This is a genomic window from Fodinicurvata sp. EGI_FJ10296 (assembly GCF_040712075.1).
Classification (GTDB): Bacteria; Pseudomonadota; Alphaproteobacteria; order DSM-16000; family Inquilinaceae; genus JBFCVL01.
This window is the reverse complement of the sequence record NZ_JBFCVL010000001.1, coordinates 741,828-753,044: the sequence shown is the minus strand read 5'-3', so window position 1 is coordinate 753,044 and position 11,217 is coordinate 741,828. Positions and strand designations below refer to the sequence as shown.

General features: G+C 63.5%; 15 protein-coding genes and 1 tRNA gene. 11 read left to right on the top strand and 5 right to left on the bottom strand.

Features of this window, described 5'->3' with window-relative positions; translation table 11 throughout:
• The coding region (locus ABZ728_RS03400) for an IS110 family transposase (RefSeq protein WP_366654329.1) at nucleotides 1–429 on the top strand (429 nt) is incomplete at its 5' end.
• Here the strand turns inward: ABZ728_RS03400 and ABZ728_RS03395 are convergent.
• Entirely contained in the window at nucleotides 426–860 is a 435-nt protein-coding gene (locus ABZ728_RS03395) for a hypothetical protein (RefSeq protein WP_366654328.1), read from the bottom strand. The genes ABZ728_RS03400 and ABZ728_RS03395 overlap by 4 nt on opposite strands.
• On the opposite strand from ABZ728_RS03395, the gene ABZ728_RS03390 reads away from it, so the two are divergent.
• Complete coding sequence (locus ABZ728_RS03390) at nucleotides 844–1,248, top strand: response regulator (protein WP_366654326.1); 405 nt, start codon at nucleotides 844–846, stop codon at nucleotides 1,246–1,248. The two genes, ABZ728_RS03395 and ABZ728_RS03390, sit on opposite strands and share 17 nt — an antisense overlap.
• A gap of 5 nt (nucleotides 1,249–1,253) precedes the next feature.
• Here the strand turns inward: ABZ728_RS03390 and ABZ728_RS03385 are convergent, their stop codons facing one another.
• Nucleotides 1,254–1,433 carry a hypothetical protein gene (locus ABZ728_RS03385; RefSeq protein ID WP_366654351.1) on the bottom strand — a complete coding sequence of 60 codons (180 nt, stop codon included), beginning with the start codon at nucleotides 1,431–1,433 and terminating at the stop codon, nucleotides 1,254–1,256.
• A complete protein-coding gene (locus tag ABZ728_RS03380) occupies nucleotides 1,360–1,599 on the bottom strand; it encodes a methyl-accepting chemotaxis protein (RefSeq protein ID WP_366654350.1) in 240 nt (79 codons plus the stop codon). Before ABZ728_RS03380 ends, ABZ728_RS03385 begins: the two co-directional genes overlap by 74 nt.
• A gap of 168 nt (nucleotides 1,600–1,767) precedes the next feature.
• On the opposite strand from ABZ728_RS03380, the gene ABZ728_RS03375 reads away from it, so the two are divergent.
• On the top strand, nucleotides 1,768–2,058 hold the full coding sequence (locus ABZ728_RS03375; protein WP_366654325.1) for a tyrosine-type recombinase/integrase: 291 nt from the start codon (nucleotides 1,768–1,770) through the stop codon (nucleotides 2,056–2,058).
• Between the two features lie 92 nt (nucleotides 2,059–2,150).
• Here the strand turns inward: ABZ728_RS03375 and ABZ728_RS03370 are convergent.
• Nucleotides 2,151–2,226: transfer RNA gene (locus tag ABZ728_RS03370), tRNA-Ala, on the bottom strand.
• 200 nt (nucleotides 2,227–2,426) lie between these two features.
• A complete protein-coding gene (locus ABZ728_RS03365) occupies nucleotides 2,427–2,834 on the bottom strand; it encodes a TIGR02300 family protein (protein ID WP_366654324.1) in 408 nt (135 codons plus the stop codon).
• Between the two features lie 262 nt (nucleotides 2,835–3,096).
• Between ABZ728_RS03365 and aroA the strand changes: the two genes are divergently transcribed.
• From aroA to trpB, 8 genes are all read left to right on the top strand, one after another.
• Nucleotides 3,097–4,509 (top strand): 3-phosphoshikimate 1-carboxyvinyltransferase, encoded by a 1,413-nt coding sequence (aroA, locus tag ABZ728_RS03360; protein ID WP_366654323.1) that lies wholly within the window; start codon nucleotides 3,097–3,099, stop codon nucleotides 4,507–4,509.
• On the top strand, nucleotides 4,506–5,129 hold the full coding sequence (gene cmk / locus ABZ728_RS03355; protein WP_366654321.1) for a (d)CMP kinase: 624 nt from the start codon (nucleotides 4,506–4,508) through the stop codon (nucleotides 5,127–5,129). The genes aroA and cmk overlap by 4 nt, the downstream gene beginning before the upstream one ends.
• A gap of 143 nt (nucleotides 5,130–5,272) precedes the next feature.
• The gene (gene rpsA, locus ABZ728_RS03350; RefSeq protein WP_366654319.1) at nucleotides 5,273–6,994 is read left to right on the top strand and encodes a 30S ribosomal protein S1; all 1,722 of its coding nucleotides are present in this window, start codon (nucleotides 5,273–5,275) and stop codon (nucleotides 6,992–6,994) included.
• 290 nt (nucleotides 6,995–7,284) lie between these two features.
• Nucleotides 7,285–7,575, top strand: a complete 291-nt coding sequence (ihfB, locus tag ABZ728_RS03345) for an integration host factor subunit beta (RefSeq protein ID WP_366654318.1) — start codon at nucleotides 7,285–7,287, stop codon at nucleotides 7,573–7,575.
• Between the two features lie 295 nt (nucleotides 7,576–7,870).
• The gene (locus tag ABZ728_RS03340) at nucleotides 7,871–8,272 is read left to right on the top strand and encodes a LapA family protein (protein WP_366654316.1); all 402 of its coding nucleotides are present in this window, start codon (nucleotides 7,871–7,873) and stop codon (nucleotides 8,270–8,272) included.
• A gap of 85 nt (nucleotides 8,273–8,357) precedes the next feature.
• A complete protein-coding gene (gene pyrF, locus ABZ728_RS03335; protein WP_366654315.1) occupies nucleotides 8,358–9,086 on the top strand; it encodes an orotidine-5'-phosphate decarboxylase in 729 nt (242 codons plus the stop codon).
• 3 nt (nucleotides 9,087–9,089) lie between these two features.
• Nucleotides 9,090–9,743: a phosphoribosylanthranilate isomerase gene (locus tag ABZ728_RS03330; RefSeq protein ID WP_366654314.1), complete on the top strand. Its 654-nt coding sequence runs from the start codon at nucleotides 9,090–9,092 to the stop codon at nucleotides 9,741–9,743.
• A 227-nt stretch (nucleotides 9,744–9,970) separates the two neighbouring features.
• Nucleotides 9,971–11,212, top strand: a complete 1,242-nt coding sequence (gene trpB / locus ABZ728_RS03325) for a tryptophan synthase subunit beta (RefSeq protein WP_366654313.1) — start codon at nucleotides 9,971–9,973, stop codon at nucleotides 11,210–11,212.
• The last annotated feature ends 5 nt before the right edge of the window (nucleotides 11,213–11,217 follow it).

Genomic DNA, 11,217 nt, shown 5'->3' with positions numbered 1-11,217 from the left:
GAGACCGAGCCTGGGCAGAGGAAGCAGCATGACGTGGAGATCCTCGCATCCTTGCCGGGAGTGGGAAGGATCGTCCTCGCCACACTGCTTGCAGAAGCCTTCGATGCCCTGCAGCGACGTGACTACGCCGCCTTGCGCAGTTTGACAGGAGTCGCGCCGGTAACCAAGCGATCGGGTAAGAGTTGCATCGTCATCAGAAGACAGGCCTGCCATGACCGGCTCGCCAACGCCATGTACCATTGGGCACGCGTCGCCATTCAGCACGACATCAGAAGCCGTTTGAAATACACCGCCCTTCGTAGCCGAGGTCACAGCCATGGCCGCGCCCTGCGATCTGTCGCCGACCGACTCCTCAACGTTACCTGCGCCATGTTGAAAACCGGCACCACATTCAACCCATCAACCGCCACACAAGAATCTCCTTGTTAAACGGTGGGGAGTCCCCCCCTTTCAACCAGGCGCCAGGCATCGTCGCCTCCGATACGGATCGTGGCCGGCGCGGGTGGGGGCAACTCGGCCTGCAGCAAGAACCCATGCCAGTTCGCGGCGCTCTTCTTGCCTGGAGGCGCGAAATCGGCGCCCAGCATGATTGCGGCCACCCCACCGGCGCGAGCGATCAGGGCGTCCGCAAACCGAGCAGCATTCGCGCGAATGATCATCCCGCGCTGACCGAAATGCGTGGGATCCGGCGGATCGTTTGCCTCGGGATCGTAGTCCAGCCCGAGATGGTCGGCCACAATTGGCAGAAGGCGTTTGCGCACGGCCGCCTCACCCCGTACGGCCGGACGGCCCCGGATGGTCAGGAACGCAGGAAACGACCCGACAAGCACGATGCCGCACGGCATGAGCAGCCCCGACATCCAGGCAAAGGACCGGGACTCCGGCGTTGAATTCTTTAGTCTTGAGGTACGACAGGTCGTGACCCATCAACTTGTGGACCTTTGCTATCAGATCATCGAAGCAGAGAACGCCGCGGCGGCAGTCCGCATCATCGAAAGCGATGAACAAATCGATCTCCTGTTCACCGACATCGTGATGCCCGGCGGTAAGACAGGCATCGACCTGGCCCGGGAGGCGCGGCGGCATCGCCCCACCCTCAAGGTGATCTTTACCTCGGGCTTCGCTGACATCCACAACGGTGAAAAAGATGAAGCGACTGTGCTCGGACCTCTGTTGTGCAAGCCCTATTGCAGATGCGATCTGGCGTGCCAAATCATGGCGGCATTGCAGGGCTCCAAGATATCTTAAATCCATCACCCATGCCGTTCACGGTGCGGACGGCAGTCGTGCAGCGCTTTCCTCCAGCCGTTGGGTTCGAGAGGATCGGCTGTCAAACCGCACCCGATCGCTTCAACGGCGTTACGTGAGACCCCCTGCACCTCGGCGATCTGGCCGGCGATCTCGTCGGTCGCATTCGGTGTCTGGTTGGCCAACGACTTCACCTCGCCGGCCTACCACGGCGAAGCCCTTGTCGGCCTGACCGGCGCGCGCTGCCTCAATCGTTGCATTGAGTGCCAGTAGGTGGGTTTGCTCGGCGATGCCGCGGATTCGGTCCACCACCTTGCCAATGGCATCTGCAGTGACGGCAAGCTTTTGCATCGTTTCGTTCGTCGCCAGGGCTTCTTCTCGCGCTTTGCGGACCATATTATTCGATTGATCGATCTGACGGGAGATTTCCGAAGTTGAGGCAGCGAGTTGCTCAGCGGTTGTTGAGACGGCCTGGACGTTGCTGGCGGTCCGCTCGCTAGAGCTGGCTGCACTGCAAGAATGCGGACGCCAAGGATCGGGCCGGTTCTCACTTTTAACGGCAAACCGATCAAGTCCGTCAAAAAGTCGTTCGCGACCGCGTGCCGCAACGCTCGCTTGATTGCTCTCACCAATGATAACGACGAGAATGGAAACGCAATCTACACGGTTGACGTATCACCGCACACTTTGCGGCACACCTGCGGGACGTGGCAGGCCCGAAAAGGGGTACTTCTCTGGGAAATTGCAGGCTACCTCGGACACGCCATGAGCCGCACCACAGAACTCTACGCACACCACCATCCCGAATAAATGGAGGGGAGCGTCAGGGCCTTGAAAGATAATTACACGGAAAGCCCCCAGATCGAGGGGCGCCTAATGTACCGTTAAGTCCTTGGAAAAATTGGTGGAGCCAAGCGGGATCGAACCGCTGACCTCTACAATGCCATTGTAGCGCTCTCCCAGCTGAGCTATGGCCCCACCGAGACACGATCTTCATCGTGTCTGCGCCGGCAGTCTGGAGCTGCCGGCCACGCTGCCCTGGGCAACGTGCAGCCGGATATAAAAGACCACCGGCCTGCATTTCAAGAGAAAAATTACCCGTGCCGCAATCGGCGGACAATCGGCGCGGCTGAGCGGGGGACTTACCCCCGCGGCCACGCAGGCAGCGGGTCTTGCCGCTACCTGTCGTCCTCGTCATCGTCGTCCGGCGCGACATCGTCCAGGCCGGAGTCGTCGAGATCGTCCGCATCCTCGATCACCGAGTCGACATCATCATCGGCCGCCAGATCATCCGCCTCCGCCGGCTCGGCGTCTTCGGCGTCCGGCGTCTCGATTTCGGCCTCGACCTCCGGCTCTTCGGCATCCGTGGCCAGATCGTCCTCGACCGCGGGCCGCGCCTTGGCCGCCGCAGGCTTGGCCGCAGCCGTATCGACGGCAGCCGTCCGTCCGCGCCGCGATTTCAGAAATGCTTCCGGATCGAACTGAGTACCGCATTTCGGACAAACGGGCGGTTCCCGGCGCATGTCATAGTACCGTGCGCCGCAACTATAGCAGATGCGCTTTGCACCCCATTCCGGCTTTGCCACGCCTTGCTCTCCTTGACTCTGGCTCCTCAGTCGGCGGCGAATGCCACGCTCGGGCGCAACTGTCAAAGCCTAATACCGTTTTGCGATATCACGGACTGCCATGCGGCGGACGCACATCGCGTATCCGGGAGCTTCGCATCGGCGACGCGACTGTGATAAGAGCAGTCCATTCGCTGGCCGGAACGACGGCACGCAACGATCCCTCAGTGAGACCTATGGCCGAAAGCGCGCCCGCGACGCTCCAACCGAAAGCCCGACGTCCATGACCACGACGACTCCGACACCGATGCGCGCGCGCCAGGCAGGGCCCTTGACCGGAACGATCTCGATCCCCGGCGACAAATCGATTTCCCATCGGGCGCTGATGCTGGGGGCACTCGCGGTGGGCCGCACCACGGTCACCGGGTTACTGGAAGGTCACGACGTACTGGCGACCGCCGCTGCGATGCGCGCGCTCGGCGCCAGGGTCGAACCGCCGCAATCCGAAACGGGTGAACCAAAGTCGGACGGCGACCGTTTGAAACGAACATGGACGGTCGACGGCGTCGGCGTCGGCACGCTGCTGGAACCCGAGGCGGTTCTGGACATGGGCAACAGCGGAACCTCCACCCGGCTGCTGGCGGGACTGCTGGCAACACATCCGATCACCAGCTTCATGACCGGCGACGCCAGCCTCGTCCGACGTCCCATGGCACGGATCACCAAGCCGCTGACCGATATGGGCGCGACATTTCTCTGTCGATCGGGGACGCGGCTTCCGATGGCGATCGTCGGCACGGACAGGCCGGCGCCGATCAGCTATCGCCTGCCTGTCGCATCGGCTCAGGTGAAGTCGGCCATCCTGCTGGCCGGGCTGAACACGCCGGGCATCACCACCGTGATCGAGCCGGTCGCCACCCGCGACCACACCGAACATATGCTGCAGCACATGGGGGCCACGGTCACGGTGGATTCCACGCCGGATGGCAACGCCATCAGCCTGGTCGGCCAGCCGGACCTCATTGCCGGTCCGATTGCCGTGCCGGGCGACATCAGTTCCGCCGCCTTCCCGATCGTCGCCGCGCTGTGCCGTCCCGGCTCGAACGTACGCATCCCCGATGTCGGCCTGAACGAGCGCCGTATCGGGCTGCTGACCACGCTGGCCGAGATGGGGGCCGACATCACCTACGAAAACCGCCGGCTGCAGGCCGGCGAGCCGGTGGCTGATCTGGTCGTGCGCGCTTCGGCGCTGACCGGCGTCGACGTGCCGCCGGACCGGGCGGCAACCATGATCGACGAGTACCCCATTCTCGCCGTTGCCGCCGCCTCCGCGACCGGCACGACTCGCATGCGCGGGTTGGCGGAGCTTCGCGTCAAGGAGAGTGATCGGCTGTCGGCCATGGCCACCGGACTTGGCGCCTGCGGCGTGACGGTCCGGGTCGAAGGCGACGATCTCGTGGTGGTGGGAACCGGCGGGAAGGTGCCTGGCGGCGCGACGGTCACCACTGATCTCGACCATCGCATCGCGATGAGCTTTCTGGTGCTCGGACTGTCGGCAGCCGCCCCCGTTGCCATCGACGACGCGACGGCCATCGACACGAGTTTCCCCGGGTTTGCCGAACTGATCAATCGCGCCTGCCGGCAGGCGGAGGGAGAAGACGGGACTCTCGATGGCAGGGAGGTTATCGGCCCATGATTATCGCCATCGACGGTCCGGCGGCGTCGGGCAAGGGCACCCTGGCACGCCGACTCGCCGCGCGCTACGGGCTCAGGCATCTCGATACCGGTGCTCTTTATCGGGCTTGTGGCCTTGCCATTCTGCGCGCCGGCGGCGACCCGGACGACGCCGGAACGGCAGTCGATGCCGCGCGGACTCTGGACCCCGCATTGCTGAAGGACCCCGCCGTCCGGCGCGACGATGTCGGCCAGGCGGCCAGCAAGATCGCGGCCCGGAACGAGGTCAGGCAGGCCCTGCTGCAATACCAGCGGGATTTTGCCGCGCAGCCGCCGGGGGCGGTTCTCGACGGCCGGGACATCGGTACCGTCGTCTGCCCTGACGCCCTGTTGAAGCTGTTCGTGACGGCATCGCTCGATGCAAGGGCACAACGGCGATTCAAGGAGTTGCGGGAAAGCGATCCACACGTTATATACGACGCCGTTCTCAATGATATGCGGGAACGGGACGAACGCGACAGCAAGCGATCGGTGGCGCCTCTTGTGGCGGCCGATGATGCTTTCGTGATCGACACCAGCAATCGCGATGCCGACGATGTCTTCCACCAGGTGGTCGACCTCGTTTCGTCGCGGATGCGGTGACGCTTCGATCCGTTGACGGCTTTCAAAGGAACGACGATCGCGTCCGGCGGCATTGATCGGCCTTCCGGACTGCCTGTGTCGATGCTTTCCAATGCGGGACGACCCGCGGCATCTTCGCTGGCGATCACCCCAATGGAGACTACATGACTGAAACCCAAACCGCTGAGTTCAAAGCCGAGAGCTTTGCCGCACTGCTGGACGAATCGCTCAGCGTGTCCGAAGGATTCGAAGGCACCGTTGTCCAGGGACGGATCATCGCCATCGAAGACGACGTGGCGCTGATCGATGTCGGCCTCAAATCCGAAGGGCGCGTGCCGCTCAAGGAATTCGGTTCCGAACGTGAAGGCGGGCTGAAGCCCGGCGACACGGTCGAAGTCTATGTCGACCGGATGGAAGACAAGAACGGCGAAGCCGTGCTCTCGCGCGAGAAGGCTCGCCGGGAGGAGGCATGGACCCAGCTGGAAAAGGCGTTCAACGAGCAGCAGCGCGTCAGCGGAACCATCTTCGGCAAGGTCAAGGGCGGCTTCACCGTCGATCTTTCCGGCGCCGTGGCTTTCCTGCCCGGTTCGCAGGTCGATATCCGGCCGGTGCGCGACGTCAGCCCGCTCATGGGCACGCCGCAACCGTTCCAGATCCTCAAGATGGACCGCAGCCGGGGCAACATCGTCGTGTCCCGCCGCGCCGTACTGGAGGAAAGCCGCGCCGAGGCCCGGTCCGAACTGGTCGCCAACCTCAAGGAAGGCCAGGTCCTGCAGGGCGTCGTCAAGAACATCACCGATTACGGCGCTTTCGTCGATCTCGGCGGTGTGGATGGACTGCTGCACGTCACCGATATTGCGTGGCGGCGTATCAATCATCCCAGCGAGGCGCTGCAGATCGGCCAGAACGTTCAGGTTCAGGTCATCCGGTTCAACCCGGAAACCCAGCGCATCAGCCTGGGCATGAAGCAGCTCGAAGCCGATCCGTGGGAAGGCGTCGAGGCCAAGTATCCGGTCAACACGAAATTCACCGGCCGCGTGACCAACATCACCGACTACGGCGCCTTCGTGGAGCTGGAGCCGGGGATCGAAGGTCTGGTCCACGTCTCGGAAATGTCCTGGACCAAGAAGAACATCCATCCGGGCAAGATCGTTTCGACTTCTCAGGAAGTCGAGGTCATGGTGCTGGATGTCGATCCGGTCAAGCGGCGGATCTCGCTGGGTCTCAAGCAGTGCCTCGACAATCCGTGGGACAGCTTCGCCGACAAGTACCCGCCGGGTACCGAACTGGAAGGCGAGATCAAGAACATCACCGAATTCGGTCTGTTCGTCGGTCTGCCGGGCGATATCGACGGCATGGTTCATCTCTCGGACCTGTCCTGGGACCGCTCCGGCGAAGAAGTCATTCAGGAATACAAGAAGGGCGACGACACCAAGGTCAAGGTGCTGGACGTCGACGTCAACAAGGAGCGGATTTCGCTCGGCATCAAGCAGCTTGCCGATGATCCGTTCGAACGCAGCGCCGGCGCCCTCAAGCGTGGCGACGTCGTGACCTGCACGGTCACCGCCACCAACGATGGCGGCGTCGAAGTCGCGGTCGGCGAAGGCCTGACGGGCTTCATCCGCAAGTCGGAACTGTCGCGGGACCGCGCCGAGCAGCGCCCGGAACGTTTCGCCGTCGGCGAGAAGCTGGACGCTCAGGTGACCCAGATCGACCGCAACGCCCGCAAGGTGACGCTGTCGATCAAGGCCCGCGAAACGCACGAAGAAAAAGAGGCGATGGCGGAATTCGGTTCCTCCGACAGCGGCGCGAGCCTGGGCGAAATCCTTGGCGCGGCGCTCAAGAGGGCACAGACCGATCCCAAGGACGACGACGACAAGTCCTGATCCTGCTCAGGCCCCGGCACCGGGGCCTGACCGAACCGGGAATATCAGGGCCAGAGACCAAAGACGCCGCCGGCACCGCCGGCGGCGTCTTTGTTTTCGCACTCCGCACTCGATTTCCGAAGGAACCATTGGCTCCGAAGTGCAGTTTCACCAGGGCTAACCCAAGGAAAAATCGGGAAGAATCGGAGAATCGACAACGAGCGGGCCTTGCCATCACGCCACCGGTCTGGCACCGTAGCGCCGGACATCGACGGTCCTGCCACAGCGTCGGAAATCCCGGGGACCCCTTCATGACGAAATCGGAACTGATCGTGCGCCTTGCGGAGAAGCATCCGCATTTGTATCAGCGCGACGTCGAAAAGGTCGTGTCGACGATTTTCGACGAGATCGCCGATGCACTGTCCAGGGGTGCGCGGGTTGAATTGCGCGGATTCGGCGCCTTTTCAGTCAAGGAACGCGACCCCAGAATCGGGCGCAATCCTCGTACAGGCGAAGCCGTGCGCGTACACGGCAAGGCTGTACCGTTCTTCAAGACCGGCAAGCAGCTTCGCGAGCGGCTCAACGGCGGTTCGGACTCCTGACGCCGCGCCCGACGACGTCGTTTGCACGACGAACCGGGTTCATCCGGCTCGGGTCCGCGATCGGTGGCCGGTAACGATCAGGAATGGACGAGCAAGGCGGGGGCGAGGATGCACGAAAGATCGGGAACCAAGGTGGCCTTTCGCGGCACTGGCGGCAGGATCGCTACCGGATTATACTCACAACGGAACGGGCCCGGCTCCGACTGACTTCACGGGTCATCCAGTCTGCCGGCAAGAATGCCGGACACCGCGATGACCCACTACCGGCCCACCAACCGATCGGGAACTCCGCGTTATGCGTTACCTGTCGTTGATCATCACCATACCCGTGGCGCTGTTCGCCATCTCGTTCGCGATCTCCAATCGGATTTCGGTCATGCTCGAACTGTGGCCGCTGCCGTTCACGATTGATGCCCCCTTGTATCTGCTGGTGCTGGGCGCGGTGGCGGTCGGCTTCATCGCCGGCGGGATCGTGGCGTGGTTCGCCCAGCACAAATATCGCAAGGAAGCCCGCCAGAACCGCTCCCGGGTGGCCGTACTTGCCGACGAGCTGAGCCGTTACCGCACGCGCGCCGAAACCGCCGAGGCCGCAGCGCGCACAGCCAACGAAAAAGCGCGGCTGGCCGCGGCCAATGACGCCGCCAACCGCGCTGCATCGTCCGAGCCAAAGCGTCTGACGGCCGCCGGCCAGGTCTGAGGCCGCATTGACCGACAGGTTCGACCACCGCCGATTTCAAGACGCAATGCCAACAGGAGCGACCGACGACCCCATGGACGCCGCTATGACCGCGCCTGTCTTTTGCGCACTCGACACCGACGACATCCAGACGGCTCTGCGCGTGGCGGAGAATGTCCGGCCGTATGTGGCCGGGCTGAAAATCGGGATGGAGTTCTTCTATGGCGCCGGACCGGAGGGATACCGCGCTGTGGCCGATCAGGGCCTGCCGATCTTTCTCGATCTGAAGCTCCATGACATTCCAAACACCGTGGCTGGCGCCATGCGGTCGCTCACCCCCCTGCAGCCGGGCTACGTGACGGTTCATGCGTCCGGCGGCAGCGCCATGATGGCGGCAGCCCTCGACGCGGCCGGCGATGCGGCGGCGCGGCTGGGCGTGGCGCGGCCGAAATTGCTGGCGGTCACCGTACTTACCAGCCTCGGGCCGGACGATCTTACGGCCATCGGACAACATGCCGAGGCAACCGAACAGGCCGAACGGCTGGCGCGGCTGGCGCATGATGCCGGGCTGGATGGCATTGTCTGCTCGCCATGGGAAATCGAAACCATCCGCGCCGCGGTCGGTCCCGGCCCGGAAATCGTCGTCCCCGGCATCCGTCCGGCCGGCGCGCCGGCCGGCGACCAGGTCCGGATCCGAACGCCGATCGAGGCAATGACTGCCGGCGCCACGCGGCTGGTCATCGGGCGTCCGATCACCGCGGCGGCCGATCCTGGCGACGCCGCCAGATCGATTGCGGCATCGCTCTCGACTCTCATCGCAGAAGGGAATGCATAGATCATGGCCGGCGTGAAGATCTGTGGCGTCACGACGCCGGAAGTCGTGGATGCCTGCGTCGCCGCCGGCGCCGCCTATGTCGGGTTTGTCTTCTACCCGCCCAGTCCGCGCAGCATCGTGCCATCGATTGCGCGCGACCTCGCGCGGCGGTTGCCCACGGGCGTGCGTGCGGTCGGTCTGTTCGTGGAGCCGGCGGACGAGGTTCTGCGCGATGTGCTGGCAACGGTGCCGCTCGATATGATCCAGTTGCACGGCAACGAGACACCGGCCCGTGTCCGGGAAGTCAGGGACTCGGTCAGCATGCCGGTCATGAAGGCCATACGGATCGCCGACGCAGCCGATGTCGAGACGGCGGATCAGTATGCCGATTGCTGCGATATGCTGCTTTTCGACGCCCGCGCGCCGGCCAATGTCGCCGCGCTGCCCGGCGGCAACGGGTTGTCATTCGACTGGTCGCTGATCCAGGGGCGGCAATGGCCGCTCCCGTGGCTGTTGTCCGGCGGCCTGACGCCGGAAACGGTCGCCGACGCGGTCGCGGCCACGGGTGCTTCAGGCGTCGATGTTTCGTCAGGCGTCGAAGACCGGCCGGGCAGGAAGAACATTGAAATGATCGCCGCATTTATCGAGAATGCGAAACAGGCCGGCATATCCGGCTGACGAACTTTCCGCCGCCTGCCTTTGCTTCCGGCCACCGGCCCGCCCTGGCTTCGTCCTTTCCCTGCCCCGCCCCTGCCGCAGACGCAACCCTTGCATTACAGAGAGTCTGTTGAGTTCTCACGAGAACGACGTCTAATGTCATGAAACCAACGCCGGTTGGGCACGACAGTACCAGGACCGGCGACCGGAACCAGTTATTTGTTGGGGAGCAGCCATTGGCCGTGTCAATGCCCAGGAACACGCAACAGTCCAGCCCGCCGTTGAATTCCTATTCCAATGGCCCGGACGAGCGCGGCCATTTTGGCGCTTTCGGCGGACGCTATGTCGCCGAAACCCTGATGCCACTCATTCTCGAAGTCGAGCAGGCCTATGATCAGGCGCGCGATGATCCGACATTCCGGCTGGAGCTGAAGCACTACCTCTCCACCTATGTCGGCCGGCCGAGTCCCTTGTACTTTGCTGAAAGCCTCAGCGAGCATCTCGGCGGCGCCAAGATCTACTTCAAGCGCGATGAGCTCAATCACACCGGTTCGCACAAGATCAACAACTGCATGGGCCAGATTCTTCTCGCCAAGAAGATGGGCAAGAAGCGGGTAATTGCTGAAACCGGCGCGGGACAACACGGCGTCGCCGTCGCCACTGTCTGTGCCTTGATGGACATCCCCTGCGTCGTTTACATGGGCGAACGCGACGTCGAGCGCCAGAAGCCCAACGTGTTCCGCATGCGCCTGCTCGGCGCCGAGGTGCGGCCGGTAACGTCGGGCAGCCGGACCCTCAAGGACAGCATGAACGAGGCACTCCGGGACTGGGTCACAAACGTCGATACGACATACTATCTGATCGGGACGGTCGCCGGCCCTCACCCCTATCCGACCATGGTGCGGGACTTTCAGTCCGTCATCGGTCGTGAAGTGCGGGATCAGTTGCTGGAGGCGGAAGCCCGCCTGCCCGACACTCTGATCGCCTGTGTTGGCGGCGGCTCCAACGCCATGGGGCTTTTCCATCCTTTCCTCGACGACCCGAGTGTCGGCATGATCGCCGTCGAAGCCGGTGGCGACGGAATCGAGACGGGCCGCCATGCCGCCAGCCTCACCGGCGGCCGCTCCGGCGTGCTGCATGGCAACAAGACCTATCTCCTTCAGGACGAGGACGGGCAGATTACCGAGCCGCATTCGATCTCCGCAGGCCTCGACTACCCCGGCGTCGGTCCGGAGCACGCGTGGCTGCATGAAGCCGGCCGCGTCAAATATGTCTCGGCGACCGACCGCGAAGCTCTTGAGGCATTCCAGCTTTGCGCCCGGAAAGAGGGCATTCTTCCGGCTCTGGAACCTGCGCATGCGCTGGCGCATCTCGTCAAGATCGCTCCGGACCTGCCGCGGGACCACCTCGTCGTGTTGAATTTGTGCGGGCGCGGCGACAAGGATATTTTCGCGGTTGCCGACGCCCTCGGCGTCGATATGGGAGGGTGACGCCA